Annotated in this window: 16 protein-coding genes and 1 pseudogene; 5 read left to right on the forward strand and 12 right to left on the reverse strand. The window is 60.4% G+C overall.

Features of this window, described 5'->3' with window-relative positions; genetic code table 11:
* The first annotated feature begins 1,464 nt into the window (after window positions 1-1,464).
* The 3 genes and pseudogenes from X771_RS1000000168770 to X771_RS1000000166670 all read left to right on the forward strand — a co-directional run bounded on the left by X771_RS1000000168770 (window position 1,465) and on the right by X771_RS1000000166670 (window position 4,876).
* A complete protein-coding gene (locus X771_RS1000000168770; RefSeq protein ID WP_023670919.1) occupies window positions 1,465-1,656 on the forward strand; it encodes a hypothetical protein in 192 nt (63 codons plus the stop codon).
* A 1,317-nt stretch (window positions 1,657-2,973) separates the two neighbouring features.
* Window positions 2,974-3,195 (forward strand): hypothetical protein, encoded by a 222-nt coding sequence (locus X771_RS153850; protein ID WP_023687762.1) that lies wholly within the window; start codon window positions 2,974-2,976, stop codon window positions 3,193-3,195.
* A 932-nt stretch (window positions 3,196-4,127) separates the two neighbouring features.
* Window positions 4,128-4,876, forward strand: a pseudogene (locus tag X771_RS1000000166670) (hypothetical protein).
* Between the two features lie 240 nt (window positions 4,877-5,116).
* Here X771_RS1000000166670 and X771_RS153845 read toward each other — a convergent pair.
* From X771_RS153845 to X771_RS18265, 8 genes are all read right to left on the reverse strand, one after another.
* Window positions 5,117-5,869 carry a GGDEF domain-containing protein gene (locus X771_RS153845; RefSeq protein WP_023687765.1) on the reverse strand — a complete coding sequence of 251 codons (753 nt, stop codon included), beginning with the start codon at window positions 5,867-5,869 and terminating at the stop codon, window positions 5,117-5,119.
* A 165-nt stretch (window positions 5,870-6,034) separates the two neighbouring features.
* A complete protein-coding gene (locus X771_RS153840) occupies window positions 6,035-6,748 on the reverse strand; it encodes a thermonuclease family protein (protein WP_245262551.1) in 714 nt (237 codons plus the stop codon).
* Between the two features lie 13 nt (window positions 6,749-6,761).
* A complete protein-coding gene (locus X771_RS153835; RefSeq protein ID WP_023687767.1) occupies window positions 6,762-7,961 on the reverse strand; it encodes an ABC transporter substrate-binding protein in 1,200 nt (399 codons plus the stop codon).
* Between the two features lie 98 nt (window positions 7,962-8,059).
* Window positions 8,060-8,809, reverse strand: coding sequence for a transglycosylase SLT domain-containing protein (locus tag X771_RS153830; RefSeq protein WP_023687768.1), 750 nt, complete (start codon window positions 8,807-8,809; stop codon window positions 8,060-8,062).
* A gap of 34 nt (window positions 8,810-8,843) precedes the next feature.
* A complete protein-coding gene (locus tag X771_RS153825) occupies window positions 8,844-9,215 on the reverse strand; it encodes a hypothetical protein (RefSeq protein ID WP_023687769.1) in 372 nt (123 codons plus the stop codon).
* 68 nt (window positions 9,216-9,283) lie between these two features.
* Window positions 9,284-9,838 (reverse strand): calcium-binding protein, encoded by a 555-nt coding sequence (locus X771_RS1000000165880; RefSeq protein ID WP_023713333.1) that lies wholly within the window; start codon window positions 9,836-9,838, stop codon window positions 9,284-9,286.
* 47 nt (window positions 9,839-9,885) lie between these two features.
* A complete protein-coding gene (locus X771_RS153820; RefSeq protein ID WP_023687771.1) occupies window positions 9,886-11,916 on the reverse strand; it encodes an Ig-like domain-containing protein in 2,031 nt (676 codons plus the stop codon).
* Window positions 11,913-15,332: a VCBS domain-containing protein gene (locus tag X771_RS18265; protein ID WP_023687772.1), complete on the reverse strand. Its 3,420-nt coding sequence runs from the start codon at window positions 15,330-15,332 to the stop codon at window positions 11,913-11,915. The genes X771_RS153820 and X771_RS18265 overlap by 4 nt, the downstream gene beginning before the upstream one ends.
* Before the next feature lie 2,854 nt (window positions 15,333-18,186).
* On the opposite strand from X771_RS18265, the gene X771_RS153810 reads away from it, so the two are divergent.
* The gene (locus tag X771_RS153810; RefSeq protein WP_023687774.1) at window positions 18,187-19,125 is read left to right on the forward strand and encodes a transglutaminase-like cysteine peptidase; all 939 of its coding nucleotides are present in this window, start codon (window positions 18,187-18,189) and stop codon (window positions 19,123-19,125) included.
* Window positions 19,126-19,210: 85 nt separating this feature from the next.
* Here X771_RS153810 and X771_RS153805 read toward each other — a convergent pair whose 3' ends face one another.
* Genes X771_RS153805 through X771_RS153790 form a run of 4 tightly spaced genes read right to left on the reverse strand, consistent with a single transcriptional unit; the run spans window position 19,211 to window position 24,792 of the window.
* On the reverse strand, window positions 19,211-19,852 hold the full coding sequence (locus tag X771_RS153805) for a ribbon-helix-helix domain-containing protein (RefSeq protein WP_023681069.1): 642 nt from the start codon (window positions 19,850-19,852) through the stop codon (window positions 19,211-19,213).
* Window positions 19,842-21,131: an HlyD family type I secretion periplasmic adaptor subunit gene (locus X771_RS153800; RefSeq protein WP_023681070.1), complete on the reverse strand. Its 1,290-nt coding sequence runs from the start codon at window positions 21,129-21,131 to the stop codon at window positions 19,842-19,844. Before X771_RS153800 ends, X771_RS153805 begins: the two co-directional genes overlap by 11 nt.
* Window positions 21,132-21,173: 42 nt before the next feature.
* A complete protein-coding gene (locus X771_RS153795) occupies window positions 21,174-23,306 on the reverse strand; it encodes a type I secretion system permease/ATPase (RefSeq protein ID WP_023687775.1) in 2,133 nt (710 codons plus the stop codon).
* A 37-nt stretch (window positions 23,307-23,343) separates the two neighbouring features.
* Entirely contained in the window at window positions 23,344-24,792 is a 1,449-nt protein-coding gene (locus tag X771_RS153790) for a TolC family protein (RefSeq protein ID WP_023687776.1), read from the reverse strand.
* A gap of 1,435 nt (window positions 24,793-26,227) precedes the next feature.
* On the opposite strand from X771_RS153790, the gene X771_RS153785 reads away from it, so the two are divergent.
* Window positions 26,228-26,944 carry a pentapeptide repeat-containing protein gene (locus X771_RS153785; protein ID WP_023687777.1) on the forward strand — a complete coding sequence of 239 codons (717 nt, stop codon included), beginning with the start codon at window positions 26,228-26,230 and terminating at the stop codon, window positions 26,942-26,944.
* The last annotated feature ends 33 nt before the right edge of the window (window positions 26,945-26,977 follow it).

Below are 26,977 nucleotides of genomic sequence, written 5' to 3' on the forward strand. Positions count from 1 at the left end.
AAGTCCATGGAGGAACGCGCCACGTTTCGCCAGAACATGGATCAATCGCGCAGGGCGATTCAAGCCTCACGCGATCTGCTGAAGCGCCTTCGCCAACGTCATCGCGACGACATGGCGGAAAGTTCGGAAAATGCCAACCCGTCTACTGTGCCGATATCGCAACGCGCCGGCAGCTAGCGGGAGGCGACCAGAGCCGATGTGAAGGAGAAAGTTTCAGTGGGCTGTTCCTGGGGTCGGCAACGAAGTTTAAGCCTTGTCAACCAGCGACTTTTTTCGCCCGCGTGGAAGCGCCACATGTCTTTCGACAAGGCGCACGTGCTCGGCCTCGACAGTCACCAATGGCCGGAGGCTGACGGTTACCTTGTCCCCGTCGATGCGTGTGACAGGGCCGATCAATTCCATATGCTGGCCAATCACANCGGAGGCTGACGGTTACCTTGTCCCCGTCGATGCGTGTGACAGGGCCGATCAATTCCATATGCTGGCCAATCACAGTCTTCCAAGTCGAATCGACAACAGAATGCGGGAAGTCGTAGGAGGGGATCGTCACGCTTATGCGATCGGGCGTCACCCGGCCGCGCACAATCGCCGTGACTGCGACCTCGTCGCCAACTTTGATACTTCCCCGAGCGACGCCCAAGACTTTGGAGTAGCCGGCGCCGGCGTCAAGATGAGGGGGAGCTAATAAAACCCCTCCGCGCCGCGATTGTGACGCGGGGCGATCCGATCGCCGCCAGCGACTTAGCAGACCAATTGACGACAGCGGCCGAGAAGCCTGGCATCCCTGCCGACCAAATCAACGGCGAAATCGAAAGCGTCTTCGAACTGCTCTTAGAGGTGATGCGGCGCGAGAGTTGCGCGAGGAGAACCAGCCCGGAGGCTTCTCCGGGGCTGTCCCGTTCCAGCGGATGAACTGCGCCTTCTGGCCGGTGACCGTCTCAATCGACTTCAACAGCGGTCCATGGGCCTCAGGTAGAGCTTGGCAGTGCTCCCTGTGGTACGCCAGGAGCGGCCCGGCGATGCTCTTGTGCAGCGCTTCGGCTGCCGCCAGGAAGCGCTCGATTTCAGCCCGGGAAAGCTGTTCGGAAGGNCGATGCTCTTGTGCAGCGCTTCGGCTGCCGCCAGGAAGCGCTCGATTTCAGCCCGGGAAAGCTGTTCGGAAGGTTTGTTCTGGCCATTGGCGCTCTCCATTGAGGGCATCGCCGCAACGAGGACCATAATTCTACATGCCAGGCCGTCTGACAAGCGCCTCGCCGGCCTTACCCGAAGGAAGACGCAGGGCCACGGCGCCAAGCGGAGCCATCAGGAGCAACCCGCAAAGATGAGCAACGGCAGGCCCGGCGACCTCCTTTGGCACACGGGACAAACAAGAAGGGCGCCGAGCCTTACCGGCGCTGCTTTGTGAGGGAGACGACGCCGGATGATGAGAGTATGCGATCATGCTAATGTCTGCGAACCATGCGAATGAAGGAAAGCCGCGTGGCAGTGCCAATCAACGACGTTGAGACCAAGGTCGGCGGGTGCGATCAGGTTCGGACCATGATGACGGGCTGGCGGGCCTGCACATGGTGGTGGCTACCGCGCTACCGCCTTGCTTTGCGCCAGCCGGCGGCCCATGCCTCTGCCTCGCTGCACAGCCAGCGCTCGCTGTACTGAAACTGATCGTCGTCTTCCAGTAATGCTCCTGCCCTGGAACGTGATAAATCGCTCATCGGTACTGGTGGAAATGTTGCCCTTGATATCGCAGCTCCCCGCGCCGGCCGTGCGGGTGCCACTCAGCCAGCCAGCTGGGATGAGCCGGTCAGGGAACCATCACCAGCGCCGGCAGATATTGCCGTCGCCACATCCACCGCCCCTTTGCGGTCTTGCGCCAGCGGTCGGCCTGATCCGCACCTTGATGACGCTGGACTTTGCCCACGCCCTCTCCCCCGAGTGCAGAATGCTTCCAAAGCGGTAGCGAGTCCAGACCGGAACATTAGCGCCGACTAACGGTTAGTTCGGCAGTGTTCCGAACCGTGATTGGTAGAGCGTTGGTGGCGTTTCATCTTGTCTATTTTTCCGGCCTGACGGCAGACCAGCTGCTAGGCAGCGCCGTTTCTATGATAGTGTGTTTGCTGCTTTATCACGCTCTAGCTACGGACCCCTAACTGATGGTCCACTTCCCGGCTACCCGGCAATCGAAGATCGCGCGACGTTCCCGACTTTTTCAGCATGATGAGAAGCGCCTCTAGGATTTGTTGTGCGCCCGTAGCCAGTGCCCATGCATTCGCGACGATCTCTTGCTCACGCTCTGTCATCCCGCCCTCCTGAAAATATGTGGTCGGAGCGTGCTTTAGAAAGCTTCGCCCCAGCAGGGGCGTGCTTGACGATTTCGGCGAACAGAGAAAGTCGCCGGCTCCGCCCGACCAGGCCGGGATGGTCGTTGGGAAATTTGTTGACGGCGCTCGTGTTCACCTCACGTCCAACGCGGTTGAACTGCAGCTGACCGTCGATGTCGTGGCTGAGAATGTGCTTGAGGCTGGTCCTTTGGAGATCGGAAGAGCGTCGTGTAGGGAANTTGACGGCGCTCGTGTTCACCTCACGTCCAACGCGGTTGAACTGCAGCTGACCGTCGATGTCGTGGCTGAGAATGTGCTTGAGGCTGGTCCTTTGGTCCCCGGGTCCAGCCAGGCGTCATAGTATGCCTGGTAGAGAATGAGAGGCTGTTGATCATGTGATGATGGTGCAGCTGGTTATGTCGAGATTGGAATTGTAAGCCCAAAGCCCGGCGAACGAGAAAGGCGCGTNGTGATGATGGTGCAGCTGGTTATGTCGAGATTGGAATTGTAAGCCCAAAGCCCGGCGAACGAGAAAGGCGCGTGGGCTGGCTGGGGCAAAGCGCGCAGCGAAGGGAGAGGCAATGAGCGCGTTCGCTATTGTTCTCCCTGAGCAGCACTTTCACGCGGCGGGTGCTCGGCCGGCAATCTAGGGAGCATGGCAGTTGCCGGCGCGGTTGATGTCGTCGACAATATCGTGCCATTCTACACCGATGCCTCGATGAAGACACTGAAGTCCATGCCCGAGTTCAAGGCGGTCTTCATGGCCAAGCCAAAGCCCATGCGCGAAATGATCATGCGCGAATGCAATGACGCGGCAATGAGCAAGCCCTACGCCGAGTTCTGCGCCGACGTGAATTCCCTCCGCGGAATGCAGTAGGTCATTCACGGCCGCGCAGTTTGACGACGAGGTGGGCGAATTGCCCTTATCACAATGACTCTCAGCTTCCGCCGGCAACAGCGTAATGCCAGCGGTGACCGATGCCGGCCCAGAGACTCCCCGGGCCGCTCCTCCCCAGCCTCCAGGCGAGCAGGCCGGCATCGGTCAGTAAGGTCCCGTCGGTGTGCAATATATCGTTGACGCCACGAATTGCGGACGTTCGAAACCGGTCATTGGCCATTTCGTGTGACCAAATTCCGCGACTGTTTACTTGCGATCACAAGGCCCCGCAACCTGGAGGTTCCGAAGCGCCATACTGGAGTAGCATTGGCGTGGTCACGCGATTTGAACCCGACAACGGTGCTTGAACCAGACCAGGTTAAACGTCCGTTATCGTTTTGCGCCAGAAGCGGCCAGTCAGCTTCCGGCCAAATGCGGCAGCGCTCATACTACCATGGTCAAATACAGCTCTCATGGAACTAGTTGTCTTCTTGGCCTTTGGTTCGCCAGACCATACGAGAGAATACGAGAGAAACGGCTTGGCGAACCAACCACTGACGTACTGATTTCCTGTAGAAAACGCTGACCCTCCGGGCCCACAAACTTACTACATCAATGGATTACGCTTAATTCTCAAAGTTTGAATTGAGCGTTATTGGCTAAGTCTTTCCGCTAGAGTGAAATGGCTTTGGGCCTGTTCGTCAATTTGTCGGTCTTTCGTTGGCGCCTGTCACAGTAGCTAAGCCTCCCGGTCTCGAAAGAACCTGCAACGATGCGTGCGGTAATCGGCGGCAACCACGTGCAATTAGGCGGGTTCTGAACTCCGTATGGCGAGGACACGTATGAAGACGACTACCTGGGCGCATCCAGATCGTCATCCATAAGAATACGCTCGGCCTCGGATCGCCAAGATCTATGGCCTTCCGCATGCGATGACCGATGCCGGCATTTCCTATGGGTTTCACGGGCTTACCTATAGCCATATCGCTTCGCAGCTTCGGACCCGCTACGGACCCGCAGCTGGCGGCAAGGTGATCGTCGCCCATCTCGGCAGCGGTGCCAGTCTGTGCGCCATGAATGCTGGAATAAGTGTTGGGTTTTCGACATTGGACGGCCTCGTCATGAGCACGCGTTGCGGCGCGCTCAATCCTGGCGTCACCCTCCATTTGCTGAATGACCGGAAGCTGCAGACGGACGATTGGTCACCCTTCTCTACGAGCAATCCGGCCTGCTCGGAGTGTCGGGGATATCCGGTGATATGCGGACGCTAATCGACTCCGATGATCCTCTTGCCGCCGAAGCAGTCGATCTCTTCGTCTATCGTATCGCACGCGAGATCGGGTCGCTGGCCGCTGCGATAGGCGGACTGGACACGCTGGTGTTCAAGGCAGGCATACGCCAAAACGCGCCATATATTCGAGAGAGGGCCGGGGCTGTGGCCGGCTGGCTTGCGGTTAATATCGACCACAAGCTGAATGGGCGAGGCGACGAGGTCATCAGCCTTGCTGGTTCCGACGTCGACGCGCTTGTGATCCCCACCGATGAAGAGAGAGCCGTGGGGGGCCAGCATCTGTGTGCCTCAAGCTTTGTCGCTCGTACCCTGAGCGCCGAACCTGATGCTACTCGCGCGGCGGGTGTCTCGACCTGTCAGGAGTTCGGCGGCAGCAGCATGGTCCGATAGCCGGCCATCAAGGCGATCAAGGTTGCTGCAACCAGCGGCAACCAGAACTTGGTCGGTCCGGCAAATACTGCCAGCGATGCGCGGCGATGCCGTCAGCACCGTCAGGAACCAGACCTCCCACGGGTTGAAACCGCCCATGGGTCAATCGTCCGGTTTGGCAACAAGGGCCAAGATGATCGCTGCCGCAGCCGTGCGGCAAGACATTTGCGGCGGTGTTCCTCCGGCAACGACTTGTTTCAGCTAGTTGTGGAGGTGCGACAATTGAAATCCGGGCTGGCGTTCGACGCCGGATAACAGCGATTCCGCCGATCGGAACATGTCCTCGAATTCCAACTCGTTTTCAAACACCACGCCGCCGACGCTGATGGTCAGCGTGTCCGCGGTTCCTTTTGGCGCGAAATAGGCTTGGGCCACGCGCGCGCGGATACGGTCGCCGATCTCCCTGGCGTCGTCTTCTGTCGCACCGGGCAGAAAGACCCCGAACATGGAGGTTCCGATCCGGCCCACCAGATCTTCCTTGCGTACCGATGACTGGATGGTCGAGGCTATGAGCCGCAAGGCTTCGTCACCCCAGCCAAGGCCGAAGCGCAGATTGATCGACCTGATGTGTTCGGGATGAATGACCAGGAAGGCGCCAGATCTTGGACCAGACGATTCCGGCCTGGTTGCTCTCCTTTCGACCATCGACGTGAAGACTGTCCGGTTGAGGCAGCCTGTCAGGCTGTCAAAGGTCGCCGACTTGTTGAGTTCTCTTCGATAACGGACGAGCTCGGTCCGCTGCAGTCCAATGAACAGGAAAAGTGGGCCACCGACGATGACCGGCAAGAGGATCGCTGTGACCATGCTGCGGCCGAAGGGCGTCAAGGCTTCCGAGAACAGAAGCAGATAATTTAGGCCAACCGAGAGGAGCAGAATTCCCGCCGATCCTAGGGCGGTCAGCCATGCGATATCTTTCCATTGCCGGGGCGAGCTATTCGCCATTGGTGTCATCATTAGCCAATCTCCCGCCTGATCGGCTGTCATAAGGCCAAGGTGCTGCACTTTCAGTTTCGAGGAAACATACAATTTTAGTAATGGCGCAATCACCTACCATCGGCCCGAAATCAGCCCTTCAAAAGCAAGGCTACGGCGGCAAAAGCAACGACACCGAATTATCGGCTATTGCGGCGGGCCGAATATCCCCATCTGCGCGTCTCTGGCCACTGCCTCCGCCTTGCCATAGATGCCACTCGCCAAGGCCGTCGCCCAGCCATTGGAAACAAGCCACGCGCCGACATCCTGCTTGCCCAAGCTGCACGGTGCCGCAATGGCAAAACGATCGATTTCCGGCGGCACGACGCATTTCAGCGCCCGGCCGCGCAGCCAGGAATTGAACGTCGCGCGCGCACGCTGGCCGCAAGGCCAGGCGATGCCACGAAAGGAACAGGTCTCATCCAGGTCAATGCCTTGGATCCCGCTGATGACTACCTTGCGCCCCATGGATTCGAAGGTTGCCGACGAGGTGGCAACCGGTTGGTAAAGCAAGACCCCTGGCCAATCCTTTGGCATTCGCATCCCTGCAGGCGCGGCCAGACCAAGGTCGCTGAGCGGCGGGCGCGGCTCGACCCGTTCGATTTGCGCCGAATCAAGCTGTGGCGGCGCGATAAGGTCCTGAGCAATCTTGCGTGCCCGTCCTCGCCATGGCGTATTGGCGACGGTCGCAACTGGTCGCATTGGCTGGCTATCGTCGATGGATTGACGCGGCGCTGGTATCGGCCGATCGATGGGAAGCAGATCGGCGGCCCGGATGATCAACAAGACCCCGGCCAGGAGGAGCAGGCTTCCGAGCAATATCAAGCGATTGTGCCTCAGCCAGCCCATCAACTCAAGCAAGGTTCCTTGCCCCTCAATACCCCGATGTCGATTTGGCGACCAGCTTGAGTGCGCCTTTTCGAACCTGGTAGAAGGGCATGGATCGCTCACTGGAGCCATCCGCCCGAAACCGGAACAGGCCGGTCGATCCGCGAAATCCGCTCCGATTTTCGAGCACCTGCTTGCTGAAGCCGTCAGGCCCGGCCGAACTTGCAATTCCTGCTGTCAGGGCGACCATATCATAGGCGTAGGCGACATTGGCGTCGGCTGGATAATTGTAGGTCGTCCTGAAGCGGTCGGCGATCGGGCCGGTTTCGGTTGGGTCGAGCGTGGCGATGTAGGAGCCTTCAAACAGCGGCTCCATCGGATGTTCCAGCCAGCGGTTGGTTCCAACGACGGCAATTGCTTTTCCAGGAATGCCTTTCGTTTTGAGCGCCGCAAGGATCTGCGCCGGATTGTCGTCGCCGCTGGCGATGATGATGGCATCGGGAGCCTCGACCAGCGAGCCCATATCATTGACCACTTTGGTGCCGCCATCGCCGGCCGGATACGGAATGGTGACGGCGAGCGTCGCGCCATAGATGCTGAGGCTGTTGGCGACCCGCTTTTCAACCGCGCCGGCATTCGCTCCTGCCGCAACGAGCAACACGAACTTCTTGCTGCCTTTGGCCGCCAGGCCGGCTGCGCCCGCGGCCGCGCTGTCGGCCTCGTTGAGGCGCACCGCATAGACGCCCGGGCCGCCGGCGAAATTGTCGGCCAGCGCCAGCACCGGCGGCCGCTTCGATCCCGACAGCTTGGCAATGTGCTGAGCCGCGGCAAGTTCCACCGGGCCGATGACGATCGTGGCTCCGGTGGTGATAGCCTTCACCGCCAATTCGCTGGCGTGCGCGCTGTCGCCCATGGTGTCCTCGACCGTGACCGTGAGCAGGACATTTCCAAGGTCGGCCATCGCCAGCTTGGTCGCATCGAGCATCTTCCTGCCGTTTTCGCCGGCGTCGCCCGGGGCCGACAAAGGCAGCAGCATCGTGACCTTCGTCGATCCCGTGCCGAGCGATTGCGTCGCCTGGGCGGGACCGGCAACGGCGCCGGTGACCGGCGCTCCAGGTGCGGCGATCGCCGCCGGATCGAGCGCGTCCGAGACGCTGCCTTTCGACTGGCAGCCCGACACTATGCCCGCGAACGCAAAGACGATCGCCCACGTCCACGAACCGTGTCGCTGCCGGCCAGAATCCATGATGCCTCCCTCATATCCCGCCGGGTATTTGTCCCGGTCTCATCCGTTCATCTTACGGCAGACTTGCCTCGCCGTCTTTGCAATTGCTGGATTATGGCTCAGCCGTCGAAAAGTCTTGCCCGGAGCGCCTTGATCATTCTGGCTTGCCCGGCGCTTCGATAGTCCGTGCATTTCATGTATCGCGGGCCCGGCACGAACAGCCGGCGCACACAAATCCGCCTCGCCGGGGCAGGGGCACCATCGTCTCCTGCTGTCGGGAATGCGGAGAATCCGAACGTCGCCACCGGCAATGGCCCGGCCACCGCAAAACCTTCTCTCGCCAGGATTGCACGCGCACGCCGGCAGTAGCGGACCGAAAGTTCGGAGAACCGGGTTTCACCGTGCCCGGCGCGATATTTCATGACCGTCGTGCAAAGATCGCCTTCGGCAAGGCTGTTTGCCTGCGCCAGATATCTGACGCCGAGCGCGATGTTGGTCGCAGGGACCGCGAGTTCGTCGAGCGAACCGCGAAAGCCAAGCATTCGCGCCGTCGCCGGCATCACTTGCATCAACCCGACTTCACCATCGGCGCCGTGCACATCGGGATCGAATCCGCTTTCGATCTCCATCACCGCGTGCGCCAGCACCGGCTCCAGGCCGTAGAGCGATGCCTGGCACGTCGCGAACGCCTTGAATGTCTCGCGCGTCCATTCCGGAGCGACATCGCAGCGAACCGGCCGCGTCAAGCCGGACGGAGCTTGCTGCTCGAGGGCAGGTCGTTCCAGCCAGTTGGCACGGGCTTCAGGGGCAAAAACGGCCAGTGCGATCGCTCCGGCAATCGCTCTCGACAATCTTCCACGGGCGATCATCGTCAGCCTGTCGGCGCGACTTGATCCCTTTCGGTCAGTTCATGTACTCGACCATGCGGTCGTGGAAGCACTCGCACTTGTTGAGCGTGTCCTCGTCCTTGTAGTTCGTCTTGAGGTAGCCATAGGCCATGCCGCAGGCGACCTTGGCTTCCGACGCCCAGACGAAGGCGGGGCGGGACGAATTGATCCATTCCGAGCTGTTGGCGACGGCCACCGACTCGTCCATCAGCTTGACCACCTGGACCTTGAGATCGACGATGTTGTCGTTCAACACCAGGTTCGATGTGCCGACGGTCCGGCAATAGTCGGCCACCGGCCCGTCGATGATGTCGGCGGCATAGCCCGTCGACCCGACTGCCAGCAACAGCGCCGCAGCGGAAACCAACAGTCTTACGGAACGTTTCATGATGAGATCCCCCTCTGTATTCCTAATCTCTAATACATAGCATAGTCGCGTGGCCCCGCACCATGCTCCTAGACCACGTTTGCCGTTGTCGTATGCTGCGTCACTCCGTCATCGTAGAGCAGGGTGATCGTGTTGGCGACGGGTGCATTCGTCAAGGTGGCCACGTCCACGAAATTGGCGCCGTTGGCCAAACCGTCGGCGTCGACGCTGACAGTGTTCGTTCCCGCATTGTAGTTCACGAAGTCGCCGACATTGGCCCCTCCGGCGGCTGTATCGAACAAGGAGGTAAGGTCGATGATGTCGCCATGGCCGCCGACACCGCTGTAGTCAGCGATAAGATCTTTGATGTCGAGGTGCTCGAGCTTGAACGTATCGACGCCTATACCACCGGTGAGCGTGTCCTGACCGGAACCGCCGATCAGCAGGTCGTTGCCGTCGCCGCCGAACAGTATGTCCGCTCCCGAGCCGCCGTAAAGCGTGTCGTTACCGGAGTTGCCCGACAAGGTATCATCGCCGCGTCCGCCGGAGAGGATATCAGCCTGGAGATTGAGTCCATTGAGGGTGTCGTTGCCGTCCTCGCCGAGCAGCGTGGTTTCTGTCGCGGTCGTGGTGTGAGTGTCCACGCCCGAAGTTCCTTGCCAGGTGCTGAGATCGGGCGAAAGGTGTGCCGTCACTGACCCGGCAATTGGGTCGCCGTCACCGTCGGTCGCNTCGCCGTGACCGGGATCGAGATGTCGAACGGTGTGACGGCGTTGGCGGTCGTGTAGGTGACCGGGCCTAGCTTGAAGTCATTCGAGCCAACATTGGCCGAAATTTCGATTGCGCTGAACGGGTCCGAATTTGCAACCACGGTAAAGGTGTCGCCTTGCGCGAGACCGGTGATCGTCCACGTTCCGTCCCCATTGTTCGTTGCGGTCGGAGTAGCTCCGCCGGAGCCGTTGACGACAGTGACCAAGGCGCCGAGGGCCGTGCTTTCGCCGGTAACATCACCTATGTAGGTGTTATCATAGTCGGCGTTGACCGGGCGGATCGTTATCGAAACCAGGCCCGGTCCCGAGACATTGCCAATCCCCTGTGTATAGCTAGCCACCTCGTAGTGATCCGTATAGTGGGTTCCCGCCCCGATGCCCGCGGGGGTTCCGGCGATGGTGCCGTCGGTGGTTGCATTGCTGACGAAATCGAAGCGGATCTTCTCACCAGGGCTGATGCTGTTTCCGCCATCGACGCCCCAACTGCCCGTGCTGGTGTTCACGAAATTGGGGCTGTTGGCGGTTGCAAGCAGGTCGCTGGTTGAGCCGATGGAGTCCAGGACAATCGCTTGGTTGTTGCCGCCGCTTGGCGAGAAGTTCGCCGTATTGAACTGGTTGCCGGCAAACATCGTCGCGGCCTGGGTGTATGTCCAAGTATCTGTCGCCGGGTTCAGGGTCGCCGTGAAAGCGAGGTCGCTGCCGTTCGCGGCCGAGGTCCGTCCCTCCACAGTATGCGTATCGACGACGTGGAAGAAGACCTGCTCGCCATTCAGGAATATGTTTGTGCTGCCTGATGTGACGGCCGCGCCTTCGGTCACGTTGAACACGACATTGCCAACGCCGTCAGCACCGGCGCTCGCGGCAAAATTGATGCTCTCCGTCAGCACCGTATGCGTGGTGTTTTCCACGAAGATGCCATCCGGCTTGAATGGCAGCGGAACGTCGTCCAGGACCGTCAGATTGACCGATCCGGAAACATGATCACCGCTGGTGTCGGTTGCCACCACCTGAAGCCCGTTGATGGTGACGTTGCCCGAGCCGGCAAGATGCTGGAGCTGGTCGGTCAGTGTCGCGGTAACGACGGGTGTCAACGAACTGTTGGCGCCGGCGCTTGTGTTTGACAGCGCCAGATAGACGAATGCGCCGAGGTTCACGCTGCCGGCCGTTTGTATCAGACTGCCGACGAGTTGGTTGCCGACGAGCGCCCAGCTGATTGTGTATCCAGAGGCTAGGCCAGAAACAGTCGGCGCCACCCAGTTTGGATCGCCGGTCGGGTTGGCGAATGCAACATTAATGGCTTCGCCGGTCGTGGTGAAGGTGATGCCGCTGATTGCTTGCGCCGTCTCGCCGCGGCTGCCTGGGTTGGTGCCGGTCACGGCCCCGGCTTGGAGATCCGCAGGCGCCGAAGCATCGAGCGTGGTGTCGAGCGCGGCTTCGTTCAATGTCAACGACGCTGTCCCGCCACCCGATGGAACGGTGTTGGTCTGCACATTCAGGGTCACCGTGGCCGTCGAAGCGTCGCCGTCACCGTCCTTGATCGTGTAGGTGAAAGAGTCCGACCCGACATAGATGCCCGTCGGTGTGTAGGTGAACGTTCCATCGTTGTTGTAGGTGACGGTGCCGTGAGCACCGTTGGTGGCGGTCACCTGGCCGCTGACCGGATTGTTGTCGGTGTCGACGCCGTCGGCGCCGAATTTGTCGTTGGTCAGGAGGCCGGTGAGGACCGTCGCACCGGTGATCGTTGGCCCCCAGGTGTCATTCGTCGCGGTCGGCACGTCGTCGACGATGGTGATGACGAGATTGCCGGCTGGAGCGCTGTCGCCGTCGGCGTCGGTGACGACGACCGCGAAGCTGGGGCTCGACGGATCGGTCAGCGTGTTGTCGATCAGCGTATAGGCGTAGCTGATGGTGCCGATGCCGGTGGTTGCATTGTAGACATAGCTGGCCGTCACGGATCGGTCAGCGTGTTGTCGATCAGCGTATAGGCGTAGCTGATGGTGCCGATGCCGGTGGTTGCATTGTAGACATAGCTGGCCGTCAGCGATCCTGTGGTGCCGTCGGCAAAAGTCTGGGCCGAGCCGGTCAGCACATGGCCACCCAGCGAGACGGTGGTCAGGCCGTCGGGCGAGGTGAAGCCGATGGTGCCCGAAGTGGTCTCGGTGGTTGCAGGCTCGTTGGAGCCGGCCGGTTCGCCGGCGCGTGCCGGCAGGCTGGCTTCATAGACGGTGGTGGTGGCGCCGCCGGCAGCCGGAATGGCGTCGGTCGGGGTTGAATCGCCGATGGCGATGGTCAGCGTGGTGTGCGAGGTGTCGCCGTCGCCGTCCTTGATGGTGTAGGTGAAGACATCGCTGACGCCGCCCTGCGTGCCGGCATCGCGAACATAGGAGTAGGAGCCGTCGGCGTTGAGCGTCAGCTTGCCGTAGCTGCCCTGGACCTGGGTGCCGAGCGTTGCGGCATTGTCGACATCGAGATTGGTGTTGCCGGCGGCAACGCCGACCACGGCAGCGCCATCGGCGCCCTTGACGTCGATGCCGGTGACCGGCGAGGTGGTGCCAACCGCGCTCAGCACATTGCCGGTCTCGGCGGTGAACTGGTTGGACGCAACACTGTCGGTATCGGCGTGTGCGGTCGGCACGTCGTCGACGATGGTGATGACGAGATTGCCGGCTGGAGCGCTGTCGCCGTCGGCGTCGGTGACGACGACCGCGAAGCTGGTGCTCGACGGATCGGTCAGCGTGTTGTCGATCAGCGTATAGGCGTAGCTGATGGTGCCGATGCCGGTGGTTGCATTGTAGACATAGCTGGCCGTCANCTCGGCGGTGAACTGGTTGGACGCAACACTGTCGGTATCGGCGTGTGCGGTCGGCACGTCGTCGACGATGGTGATGACGATTGCCGCCGGGGCTGACGAGGAGGTGCCGTCCGACACGGTGAGCGAGAAGGTCTCGGTCTCGGTGACGGCGGGAACGTCCGTGGTCGGACTGGTCAGCGTGTACTGGTAGGTCGCTACGCCAGTTACCGCGTTGTAGCCGGTGATCAGCAGCGTGCCGTGGTCGCCCGGGAAGGTCGAACCGTTGAGGCTGCCGATGGCAACCGTGGTGCCGCCGATGGTGACGCTCTGGACGTCGTCGAGACCGTCGGGGTCCGATACCGTGAAGGTGCCGGTCGCCACCGTGCTGCCGTTGCCGGCCGCCGAGCCCGCCGCAAGGCCGGCTTCATAGACCAGGTCGTGCGCGCCGGCCGGGTTGCCCTGGTCGACGACGATCTGCGGCACGTCGTTGGTGCCGTTGATGGTGATGGTCAGGGACGCCAGAGCGGTATCGCCGTCGCCATCCGCCACAGCATAGTCGAAGCTCTCGGCCACGGTCTGGCCGACATCCAGCGCCTGTACCGCGGCATACCCGGCCGGGTTCTGGGCTTGGGTGTAGAGCACATATGTGTAGCTGCCGTCGGCGCCCACCGTAAGCTGGCCGTAGGTTCCAGCAACGTGGTTGGCAACGGCGCCGTCCCAGGTGATCGAGCCCAAGCCGTCGGTGCCGAGGTGATCCGCGTGGCCGTCGGTTGCGTTTGCGTCGGCGCCACCCACGCCCGTGATCACATTGCCGTCTGCCGTGAGCGGCCCATCTTCGGTGACCGAGTCCTGATCGTTGACCGCAACCGGGCCATCATCCTGGAATTCGATGCTCAACGCGACATGGGATACGGCGGTGCTCGTGTCGCCGTCGAAATCGGTGATGGTGGCCTTGACGTGCAGGTCGGCGGCGACGGTCGCTATGTCGTCAAAGGCTGCGGTGCTTGAACCGTCGACATTGTGAGCGATCGGCTGATATTGCCCGATCCAGACCGCTCCGGTCGGATCGACATAAACCTTGAAGACGTCGACGCCGTTGGCAGAACCAACGAGAACGCCGTCCGCATTTGTCGAGAGCATGATCGCCGAGCCGTCGAGTGTCTTCAGGCCGGAATCGACGTTTGACAGCGGATTGCCAATCGCGTCGGTGACGGCAAACGAGAATGTCGCGTCGTCATCGGCGCCGACCGAGGCGTTGAAAAGGCCGAGCGCGCTGGCTGACGATTTTGCGTAGCCCAACGCCCCCGGCTCGTCCACCAGAGCTGGCGGGGAGAGAGCGGTGTCATCCGCCGGATTGGGATCTGCGGCGTTGTTGACGCCGGCGGACTCGTCGTGGCTGACCCGGAAGACCTCGGTCTGCGTTGTGACTGTCGTGACCTTGGCTTCGATGCCGAAGATCTTGAACGGGTTGCCGCCAGTCAGGGTCGCATCGGTTCCGCCAGCGTTGGAATCGAAGGTAAAATCGTTGTAGTTGCCCACCTTGAGCTGGTCGAACGGGGTGCTGCCGATGACCTCGACAGTCGCACCATCGGGCACGCCGGCGAAGGCATAGCCCACCTGCACGCCGCCCTCGAAGACAGCCGTGCCGGCCGTCAGCACACCATTGATGCTCACGGTGAACGGCTCGAATGTGCCACCGTCCTTGGCGCCGATGAACATCACGGCGGCTTCGACACCCTGGGCTTCCGCAACATCGATCGTGAACTTGACCGAGTCGACGTCGTATGAACCACCGTCGGTGATGCTGGGCGGATTCGGATTGTTGGGGGCGATGACAAGATTGTTGACGAAGTCCATCGTCACGATTTCGGGGCCGGTCAAATGCGGATGGGTTTCGTATCCGTCGATGATCTGGCCGTCGCCAACGCCGATCTTGGTGCCGGTGGTGTTGACGGAATTGTCGCCTTCGTTGATGTCGACGGCGCTGAGCTTGATGTCGTGGTTGCCTGCGCCATCCATGCCGCGAACATCGGTGTTGCCGGCCTGCAGCGTGTAGACGATCGTTTCGGTCGTGGTTGTGGTCGTCGTGCCGGCATCCCGCGCGACGATCTGCGGAACGTCGTCGAGCACCTGGACCTTGAATGTACCAGCCGCCAGTCCGATGGTATCGCCGTCACCGTCCATGGCAACGACAAAGGCCGAAAGATCGATACCGCCATTGGCAAGCGTATTTTCGGTGTTGTCGCCCGGGAGCATATCCAGAGTCGGATGATCGATCTGATCGATCAGGGTGAAGACATAGGAGCCGTCCGCACCGACGGTCAGGGTGAAAACAGGACGATCCGTGCCCGCCTGATAGCCGGCGCCGGCGCCTACATCGACATAGCCGGTCAGGGTCGTGCCGTCGGAGACGATGAGGACATTGCCGCCTTTCGAATCAAATCCCGAATCCGATGGGGTGGTTTGGGTGACAAGGCCGAAGGCCGAAGTCGCATTCGGGCCGTCAGAGCCGAAGTCGACGATTGCATTCAATGCGCCGGCAGCACCGATGGCAACCGCGGAGTTTGTTCCGGTCACTTCGCCAGGCTGAAGATTGTCGGCATTTCCGGTGGACTGGCTGTTGTGCAGACCGTCTTCGTCGACATTCGCGGTGACCTGGGCGGTGCCAGTAACCTTCGGCCCGTCATCGTCGAAGGAGAATGCGGAGCCTTGGCCGTTGATCAGGTCGACGGTCGCCTTCTCTGTGATGGTGTCGCCGTCGCCATCCTGGCGCGTTACCTCATATTGCAGCTGAACCTGGCCGCCATTGGTCAGCGACAGATTGAGTTCGGAATCGAACTTGTTGCCGTCGGCGCCATGGTTGAGCGCTTCGTAGAGCGTGGTCTGCAGCNTTTACCTCATATTGCAGCTGAACCTGGCCGCCATTGGTCAGCGACAGATTGAGTTCGGAATCGAACTTGTTGCCGTCGGCGCCATGGTTGAGCGCTTCGTAGAGCGTGGTCTGCAGCTGCTCGGCGCCAGGCGCCCCGGTGATCGCGATGGTCAGAACCTGATCGCCATGCGTGTCGCGGCCGACGATCACTCCTCCTTCGAGGAAGAGCGTGACGGCGCCGCCGTCGGTGGCGGTGAGATTCGTGGCAAGGCCACCGGCCGGAATGCCGGTAAAGCTCAGATTCCCGGTAACGGTACCAGGACCGTCCGAACCATAGCTGCCGCCGACAGTGAACAGATTGGTCAGTCCGCCTGCTACCGCGGTGTTGACCTGCGCCAGGCCCGGACCGGCATCATCCGTGTTGGCGTTGCCGCCGGCATCTTCGGTCTCGCCGATAGCGCCATTGTAGCGATCCGCGCCAACCGTCTCGTCAAGCTCGACGGAAAGCAGGCCAGCCGCTCCATCGTGGGCGCCGACCGTTAGGCTTGGCCCATCGTCGTCGAAGGAGAATGCGGAGCCTTGGCCGTTGATCAGGTCGACGGTCGCCTTCTCGGTAATGGTGTCGCCGTCGCCGTCCTGGCGCGTTACCTCATATTGCAGCTGAACCTGGCCGCCATTGGTCAGCGACAGATTGAGTTCGGAATCGAACNTTACCTCATATTGCAGCTGAACCTGGCCGCCATTGGTCAGCGACAGATTGAGTTCGGAATCGAACTTGTTGCCGTCGGCGCCATGGTTGAGCGCTTCGTAGAGCGTGGTCTGCAACTGCTCTGCGCCGGGCGCGCCGGTGATCGCAATGGTCAGGACCTGATCACCCTGCGTGTCGCGGCCGACAATCACTCCTCCTTCGAGGAAGAGCGTAATGGCCCCGCCGTCCGTGGCAATGAGATTCGTGGCAAGGCCACCGGCCGGAATGCCGGTGAATGCCAACTGCCCGGTCGTGCTGCCCGGTCCGTCTGCACCGTAGACGCCGCCAACGGCGAATAGCGAAGAAAGGCCACCCGCCAGGCCGGTCGTCACCTGGGCCAGGCCAACGCCGTCATCCGTGTTGGCGTTACCGCCGGCATCTTCAGTCTCGCCGCTATTGTAGCGGTCGCCGCCGACCGTCTCGTCGAGTTCGACCGAAAGCAACTGTGCCGCTTGCGCAGTTGCCTGGACCGAAAGCGTTGGGCCGTCGTCCAGCACACCAATATTGAGGGTCGCGGTGGCCGGATCATTGTCTGTGTCTGTAACCACGACGGCAAAGCTGTCGGAAACCCCCTCGGTCGTTCCGGTCGATGAGTTGTCGTGATGATCAAGAGTGTTGTCGGCAAGGGTATAAATCCAGCTATAGCCGTTCGTAGGATTGCCGGTGACCACGAGCGTGCCGTATTGCCCGGCAACGCTGCCGCCGTTGGTCACGTCCACACCGTCAATGACAAGCGTCCCGATGCCATCACCCGAGACGATGTTGAAGGTCCCTGAAACCTGCTCGGCGGTGCTGGCCGGGTCCGTCCCGTCGGAAAGCGCGGCCTCGTTGACGACAAATCCGGAGCCAATGTCGATTGTCGGCGTCGTATCTTCTTCCCTGACCCCGATCGTCAGCTCACGCGGCTCCAGCCGTCCAAATTGCAGGTCCGTCGGCGGCAACAATGCGGAAAGATCGAAGCCGTCGCCGATACCACCTGGGGGAATGGTGAAGTCGCCGCCGGCACTGCCTGGGGCGCCGCCCGGGCCGGCCGAGATCGAACCATCGGCACCGAAGGCGACATCGACGTGGCTCGCTTCAAGAGCGGCCAGCAAGGCCACGCGCGGAACTTCGACATCACCGATGATGAAGGTCGGCACGTTGAGCGCGCCATCCTTGATGAGGATGACTGAACCGTCGGCCTGTTCCAGCAACAGATTGTGGCCGTCGACCTTGATGTTGTCGATGGAGACGTCCGCCGGAAGCTTCACGATGTTGCTGGCGTCGGCCACGTATTCATGCGGCGCGGCTGCCGCCGGCGCTTTCGCCTCCGCGGGTGCTGCCGGCTGAACGGGTGCGCCACTGCCGACATCGACCGGCACCGGCTCGGCAGGCGCCGCCTGAGCGGCCTGCGCTACCTGGATGCCTGCCTGCGATGGCGAGCCGCCATGTTCATGTGAAGAGTGCTCGTCCCAAGAATTCGAGACGGTATCCAAATCGTTACTGGTCGTCATCGCCAAACCCCTCCGGCATTTCCCGGATAGAGACAGTGACGACTTCTGCTTTGCAACTGTCCCGCAATCAATTTCATATATCCCGGTATGTCTCGGCATTTTTTACGTGTGGTAAACCCGGAAGATATAATCTGATATACATTGACCGCGCCGCGCTTCGTTTATATCCGCCGGCTGAGCTGGATTGGTAAACAGAAGTATAAGTTTGAATAGAGTTTTACACAAAATAGGTATTCCCGATTGAAGGAAACTTATCCACCTTCCTTTCCAGTAATTTGAGACAAGATTGGTACCGTCCACAGTCAAGAGGTGGGCGTTATGAAAAAAGAAAAATCTGCCCTGGGAATAACCGGGCTCAGGCTCATCCTGCTGGCAATGGCGATCACAAGCCTGCCGCAGCCATCATCCGCGAAAGCAATTACCGTGAATGCCGGCGCTGCCGCTGGAGTTCTGGCGGCGGTCGAAACCCCTTCCAGTCTCGGCGGCGTTTCGCTGGCTCGGCCGCAGCCATGGCAGCCGGTTTCAGCCTACCGGATCGGCATGATTTTCAGCAGCTCTGTTGCCGTTGATGAAAAGCGTGGTTCTTCGATCGCGCCGCCCGCCGCCGGGATCGACCTGATCCAGACGGCGGCGATCATTCCCGGCGTGTTCGGTTCTGTTGCCCTGTCGATGCGCAATTTCCCGGTTTCGGCGCGCTGGGCGCCGGTCTACAAGGCAATTGTCGACTGTACCGCGAGCAGCGCGTGCGAACGCAAGAACAGCGCCTTTGCCGAGATAGTCAAGGCAGCCGGGAACAAGCGCTTCATCGACAAGTTGTCCTTCGTCAACTCAAGTATAAATCGCGCCATCGCCTACAAGAAGGACAGCGTGGTTTACGGCAAGCTCGACTACTGGGCCAAGCCCCGGGAAATCCTTGAGCGGCGGGCAGGGGACTGCGAGGATTTCGCCATCCTCAAGATGGCCGCGCTGCTGCATGCAGGCATCCCGGCGCAGAGCATGTCGCTGGTCGTCTTGCAGGATCGCAAGCGCGGTTTCTTTCATGCCGTGCTGTCGGTCAGCACCGGCAGCGGCGTCTTCATTCTCGACAGTTTGAGCAATGTAGTTTCCCGCGACACAGACCTGCCGACCTACGTGCCGCTGTATTCGTTCAGCACCGATCGCGCGTGGATCCATGGCGCGAAGACCGGTTCTGCTCAAATAGCCGATATCAAGGGCGGCCTTTCGACGGTCGCGCCTGGTGAAGGTGTGCAGCCGTAAGCTCCCATCAGAGAGTCTTGAGCGCTCTATCTCTTGTTTGACGCAATTTTCCACGGAAACCGCTCACACTTTTCCCGGAATTGCTCTAGCCGCCGAAGACGAACGCCATCAGCAGTTCCGGCTCGACCACCGGCGCCCGCACCGCGCTCAGTTGACCGCGGTAGCGGCGGTCGCCGGCGCCTATGACGAAACCGGTCGCGACCGGCGTCTCGCCATTGGCGTCGAGCCTAGCGAATATGTCGGCGACATTGAGGTCCAGCGCCAACTTGAGATCCTGGCGCGCGTCCTCGTTCGGCGCCACCGGCAATTGCCGCCGCACCAGTTGCTGGAACGGCGCATTGAAGGTCAGGATCTTCTTCGACGATGCCAGGGCAAAGGCCGGCGAGGGACAGGCGACGAGAATGGCGCTGATGGTCTTGATCGACGCGAGCCTCTGCAAGGTGAGGTTTTGGTCGGCCAATCCACGCATGCAGGCTACGCGAATTGCCGATGTCAGGTTTCCGGCGTTGGCGTGGCTCTCTGCAATTTCCTCGATCAGTGTGCCGATCGTGCATTTGCGGCTTTCCGCCATCTGCTTCAGCGATGTCCAGAACGCCCGTTCCAGACGAATGCCGCGGCGCATGCCGCCACGCGCCACAACCCGGAACTCCAGTCCGAAATCCTCTGCCGCCAGCGGTGGCAGCAGCCGGTCGCGATCGGCAGGAAGGGAGACCGCGCTATCGCTCACTCATTGCCTCCTCTCGCGCCTTGTTGATCGGCTTCATAAGGTAGGTGAGAATCGTTTTGCGTCCGGTCTTGATGTCGACCGAACAGATCATGCCGGGGATGATCGAATAGGTCTTGCCGTCGCGTGTCAGGGTCGATTTGTCGGTGGCGACACGGACCTGATAATAGGGTTCGCCGGTCTTCTGGTCGACCAGGCTGTCGGCAGTGATGTTCGAGACCTTGCCTTCGATGCCGCCGAAGATCGAGAAGTCATAGGCGGTCACCTTGATCAGGGCATCCTGGCCCGGCCGGATGAAGGCGACGTCCCGCGGTGAGACCCGGGCTTCGACCAGCAGGGTCTCGGACGTCGGCACGATACCCGCGACGACCGCGCCGGGCTGGACGAAGGCGCCGACCGTGTTGATGTCAAGCGTGTTGACGATACCATCGACAGGCGAACGGATATCGGTACGCGCCACCTTGTCGGTGGCACCGCGTATCGTCTCGTCCACCACCGAGAGATCGGCCAGCGCCTGCGTCAGATCGCTGAGCGCTTCCTGTTGCAGCTGCAGGCCAAGTTCGTCGACCTGAAGCTTGGCTTCCGTGATGGCCGACCTGGCTTTCTTGATGGTCTCTCCGGCAAGCGTCAGCTGACCATTGAGCTCGGTCTGCTCGCGCTCGACGCGGAGCTGCTCGGTTCGCGCCATCAGGCCTTTCTTGACCATCGCTTCGACCAGCTTCGCCTCCTGGTCGCTGACGGCCAGGTTCTTGGTGAGGCGATCGGCATTGGCGTTGGCTTCGTCGAGTTCCTTCTCACGCTGATCGAGCCGCGACTTGAGAACCGACAGTTTGACTTCGAAGTTGTCGCGCCGCGCGATTAGCAGCTTCTGCTCGTTGTCGCAGATTTCCGGCGCCACCTTCTGGATCTCGGACGGACAGGGAAACGCGCCCTCGAGGCTGCCGGTCTGTTCGAATTGGAGCCGTGCAATGCGCGTCTGCAGCGCCCGCGCCTTGGCCTGCTGCTCGCCAAGGCTGGAAGTGTTGAAGGTGTTGTCGAGACGAATGATGAGGTCATTCTTCTTGACGACCTGACCGATCGTCACGGCGATTTCCTGAACCACGCCCGGCTCGCTGGCCTGGATGATCTGGGTCTTCGACGCCGGTATGATCTTGCCGTCGCCGCGTGCGATTTCATCGACCTCGGCGAAGGATGCCCAGGCTACCGAACTCGCAAAGAGCGCTCCGATAATGAATATCGAAGCCGACGCAAAAAGCGGCGGACGGTCTTCCCTGGCTAGCATTACCACGTCCCAACGTGCTGTGTTCACGCATAATTCTGTTCGTCAGGCGCTTGTTTTCTGCAGCGCCTGTATCACCTGGTCTTTCGGTCCATCGGCAACGATCTTGCCCTGCTCGATGACAATGAGGCGGTCGGCCAGCTCGAGCATGCTGAAGCGGTGCGTCGAAACGATCAGCGTCGTGTTGCGATCGAAAGCCACTTTGAGCTGCTTGATCAGCTGGCGCTCGGAAGCCAGATCCATCGAGCCGGACGGCTCGTCCAGGAACACGATTTTCGGTTTGGTCAGCAACAGGCGGGCAATTGCCATTGTCTGCCTCTGACCGCCCGAGAGATTGGTGCCGCGCTCGCCGACATTCATGTCGTAACCTCGCGGATGGCGGGAGACGAAGTCGTCGACGCCGGCAGCCTTGGCCGCGTCGACGATCTGCTCATCGGTCGCCTCCGGGCACGCCATCAGGAGATTTTCCTTGATGGTGCCGGAAAACAGATCGTTGGCTTGCGCGACGATCCCGACCGCGGCGCGAACCTCCGACGGGTGGTATTGACGGATGTCGATCCCGTCCAGCAGCAACTCGCCGGAGGTCGGCAGGAAAAGCCTGCCGATCAGCCGCCCCATGGTCGTCTTTCCCGAGCCTATGCGGCCGATGATGCCGATCCGCTCACCGGGCTTCACCGAGAAATTCAGGCCGGTCAGCACTTCGTTTTCGGAACCCGGGTAGACAAAGCCGACATTCCTGAATGCCATTGCACCGTTGCGAATGGGGCGGTTGACGAAACCAACCGTGTCCGGCCGATCCTCAGGCTGCGCCATGATCGAATTCACCATTCGCAGGGACAGCATCGCCTGGCGAAGTCTGGACAAGGTGATCGCAATCTGCCCAAGCGGGGCCACCGCCCGGCCTGCCAGCATGACGGTGCCGATGATGGCGCCGGTCGAGACATGCCCTTCCGAAAAGGCATAGGCGCCGGCCACGATCAAGGCGACGGTGACCATCTGCTGGATGGCTTGGGTTATGTTGCCGGCGGCAGCCGAAAGCTGTTTGATCTTCTCGGACGTGTTGGATGCGTTCTTGGAATGCTCCGCCCATTTTCGCAGAAGGTACGCCTCTGCGCGTAGCGATTTGATCGTTTCCAGCGTGGAGATGGATTCCACCAGCAGGGCCTGGCGCTGCGAAGCCTCGTTCATGGAAGCGGCAACGCGTTTGCCGATGCGCCGTTGCGTGATCAGCCCGACGATCACCGAGGCGACAAAGGCAATGGCCGGTATGACGACCAGCCAACCGCCTATCGCATAGATGACAAGAAGAAAGACGAAGACGAAGGCTGTGTCGATGAAGACGCTGATGGTGTTCGACGTGAAAAACTCGCGCACGAACTCGTACTGGGTCACCCGATTTGCATATTCGCCGGTTGAGCCGGGCCTTGCCGACAAGGACGAGTTCAGCACCTTCTCGAATAGCATATAGGAGATGCGAAGATCGGCCTTGCGCCCGGCATAGTCGATCAGTGACGCTCTGGCGGTCTTCAAGAGCAGGTCGAACAGAATGACCGCGCCGATCCCGATCGACAGCACCCAGAGCGTCGATATCGCCTTGTTCGGCAAGATCCTGTCGTAGACGTTCATGGTGAAGATCGGTGAGGCAAGAGCCAGCAGATTGATGAATACCGCCGACAGGATGACCTTCGAATAGGTGCGCCAGAACGGCCCCATCGTGCCGGTCAGCCAATGTCGCCGCTCGATCTTGGCCGCCGAACCGACGCTCATCGCCTCTACTGCGTTGGCATAGGTTATCGAGAACGAAACGCCGCCACTAATATAACTTCCGGAAAACTCGGATTTGCTGATTGTCGTGCGGCCGTCTTCCTGGGGAGCGGTCGTAAATCCACCGTCCTCGGTCTGGGCAAGCAGCGCTACAGGCAACTGGCTGACGCGAAACAGAATGGCGGGAAGGTCGATGCGTCCGCGAAGAAAGTCGCGATGGCTGAATTCCGTGATTTCAAGACCGATGCGTTCGGCAAGATGCCGGATGGCGTCGATATCGATGCGGGTGTCTGACAGCGGCACGCCGGCAAACAGCACGGTCTCGGAACTCGGCCTGCCGAGGTACCCGGCAACAGCGGAGAAGCAGGCCTTGAACGCCTCTTTTGGGGAGAGGATTTTGGGTTGTGGGTTCACGATCGGCCCGCAGGACTATCGTTCGTCCTTGACCTTCCTACTTCTTTCTTACCGGTGCGAGGATGTCGAAAGGCAGATCGTTCGTCTGCTCCGACGGCGTGCGCGCATAGGTTTCGGTGTCGGCCGTTTCAGGCGCATTGAACTCGGCCTTGGCATAGGCGGTGGCCTGTTTTGCCGGCTGAAGATTCATGGTCTTCAGCAACTGCCCGGTTGCCGCCAGCAGCCGGTACTGCGCGAAAAGCGACGCGTAGGATGCGGTGTCGGCAAGCGTAGCTGTGTTGAACCGCGTGTTCTGCGCGTCGAGCACGTCGAGCAGCGAGCGCTGTCCGACCTTGAACTGCTCGCGATAGGACGCCACCAGCCTTTCGTTGGCGGCAGCCTGAAGCTTCAATGTCTTTGCCAGATCGGCCTGCCGGAAGCGGCGATCCCATGACGTACGGACGGCTTCCTCGATCTCGCGCAGAACCTGGTGCAGCACAAGGCGCTGCTCGCTGGTGCGGCGGACCTGCTCTTGCTCGTTGGCTTTGTCGATGCCGCCGCGATAGAGGTTCCAGCGCAGCACCAGCCGCGCCTGCAGGTCGCTGGCGTCGCCATCGTCGCCGTCGATGTCATAGCCGCCGCGGGCGCGGCCTTCGGCGATGACGGAGGGCCCGAATTTCGCCCGCGCCGCATCCACCAGGGAGGCGGCGGCGTCGATATCGCTGTTGGCCATGTGGACGCGCGGATTGTTCTGTCGCGCCAGCCCTAGCGCGTCGTCGAGCGACCTTGGCAGCGCGCTCGAGACATCGCCTGGCCTTGACGCGTTGGTCAGCGGCTTACCGACCGTCTTGAAGAACCGTATCTTGGAAGCCTCCAGTTCTTCGGTCGCCTCCTGCATACGTGCCTTGGCAGCGAACAGCCGCTCCTCGGCCTGCTGGCGATCAGCCTCGTTCAACGCGCCGCCTGCAATACCTTGCCGGATGTCGCCGAGGATTGCCTGGTGAAAGCCCAGATTCTTCTTCGCTTCCGAAACGATCGAAGCCTGCAGCATGTATTCGAGATAGTCCTGGACGACAGACAGTCCAATGAATTCAGACCGTTCCAGCACCCGGAACGATGCGCCGTCGACCCGCGACGCCTGACGGTTCAGTTCCGCCCGCCTTGCGCCGCTGTCATAAAGCGTCTGCGTGACAACGACATCGGCTTCCGACGGATAGAGCGCGTCATCCTCTATGGACAGCGAACGCCGGGAGGAATTGTCGAGACGACGAACCCCCGCCGACGCCTCGACATCGACGCTGGGAAGATAAAGTCCCTTCGCTTGGCGTAGCTCGAATTCGATTGCTTCGCGGTTTTCGATCGCTTGGCCAATTTCGGGGTTGGACTCCACCGCAACCGCCATCGCCTCCTGGAGAGTGAGCGCGTGAGCATTCCCACAACTCAATATGGCGACCGTCGTCAGCAGGCCGAGGCGCTTGCCTATCGCCGACATAGATGTCGTATTCATTTCACCCCACCCCAACGTTCCCCTGCGCCATTATTGCCAGGCGTTACAACTCAACCGTGATTGTTCACAAATTTGCAAAATATGGGAGCACTTATTGATTTAGTGACCGCTAAAACGCTAAATTCAAGCAAAATTCTATAGAATGTCGCAAAAATGGCACATAAAATACCCACTGCGGTTTTTGAGTAACAGCCGTCCGAGTTTGAACAGGCAAGCGAAACCGCTCCGGGAAGGAGGACCGCAAGGCCACCTTACGACCTATTTGCTCCTGATAGCTTGACTATTTCTGGGTGTATTTTTTCAGCGAGGTGACCGACAACATCTTGGTTGGCGGCTACAATCGGCAGGATAATCTTAGCCCGCTTGCCAGAGCCTGGAACCGACACCCCGGACCTGAAGCGTGGGCATAAATCCCTGAGCCGGCGAATAAAGGCCGACAACTGCTTCACTGGCCAGCGTGCCAGCATAGGGCTCATATGACGGCCGATCAACGACTCGGTCAACCGAAGAGGTGACGGTACTTTTTGAGGCGGTTCTGTAGGCCATCGAATGCCGCAAGGTCCAAAAATCGCTCCATTGAACCCGATAGCTGGTGAAACCTCAAAATAGTTCTTGCGGCGATTTTCCGTTAAAATCAAAAGCGCAATTTTTTTGACGGTTAGTGTCCGCCTTTTCGCAGCTCAGAAAAAAATCTGACTGGAATTGAGTCATACGCTGTTTAAACAATGCGGAACGAAGTGGTCGGTTGCGCCACCACTTTGCGGGACGACATACGAGAGTTGCAGGACGAGCGCGGTCAAACATCGAGGGCCGCCGGCTCGTTAGATACCACTACTCGTTCCTCCGCGCCATTCCAACAGGCTGAACTTCGAGGCAAGTGAGCCGGTCCTGGTCCGGCGCCTCGACTCGTAAATCCATTCCACCGATCACAACTGCCTGCAAGCTGCCGCTTGTTTGTTACTTCCCAAGTCTCATCGGCCATATCGAGGCGCTAGACCGTCAGCTGGTCGCGCGCTGTTGCCACAGCTGCCGATCTGCAACCGTCCCCATTTCCGCCGTTCTGGACCCTGTCTCCCAACGTTTGCAAAACGAGGTCAGCTATGGTCGGCAGTTTGGGGTCGCGGGAGCATACGGGATGATACGGGACCTTTCAGATTTTGGCCCACCAAAATCCAGCAAAATCAACAATTTCCGTTTGCCCTCCGGGCCCACCAATAACTCACGGCTTACGCCGAACTCTTTGTTTTGTGATCGCATCCGCGAAAAAGCACTCTACCGTCAAAGCTTTTCCCCACCTCTCGATAATTTCGCAAGCTGCCGCTGGCTATCGGCGGATCGTTGATGCGCAACTGTGACGGCGGTCGTTACCGTGGCTCGAGTGTCAGCAGATGTGGTAAGGCTGATTGTCGACGAGTAGCAGAGGGGTCCAGCAACAATGACTTTGAGACGAACCAGAGCTTACGGCGGATCCGGCTTGGTTCTGGCGGTTTGCACTGTATTGGCTTGGCAAAACGCCACCGCCGCTCAAGATTGCTACGCAGCCGCGACGCCTGGCGTCAATTGGCAGGAGTGTGACAAAAAGCTTCTCATCCTGGAAGGACAGGACCTGAGCGGGGCAAACCTGTTCGGTGTTGATTTCACTTCGACCGACCTCAGGAACAGCAATCTCCTTGCGGCAAATTTTGAGAAGGCAACGCTTGTGCGCGCTTCCCTGGCCGGCTCGACCGCCAAAGGCGCCCGGTTCGACAAAATCGAGGCGTACAGGACCGACTTCAGCCAGATGGACGCGCAGGGCGCTGTGTTTACGGGCGCGGAAGTGCAGCGCTCGAATTTCCAGAACGCCAATCTGGTCAATGTTGATTTCACAAAGGCGGAATTGGGGCGTGCACAGTTCCATGACGCCGATATCAGCGGCAGCCACTTTTCGTTTGCCAATCTCGCGCGGGCGGATTTCCGAGGAGCGAAGTTCACCGCACCGATAGACTTTGACGGCGCTTTTTTCTTTCTGACCCGTATCGAGGGCCTCGATCTATCCAATTCGGCGGGTCTGTCCCAGTGGCAGCTCAACATGGCTTGTGGAGACGCCCGGACCGAGTTGCCTTCTGGCATGACGAGGCCAGAAGATTGGCCCTGTCAATTCCAGCAGGAATAGCCCGCCCGTCCGCTTCCCGCCCAAAGGCTGCCG

It is taken from the genome of Mesorhizobium sp. LSJC269B00 (genome assembly GCF_000502815.1).
Lineage (GTDB): Bacteria > Pseudomonadota > Alphaproteobacteria > Rhizobiales > Rhizobiaceae > Mesorhizobium.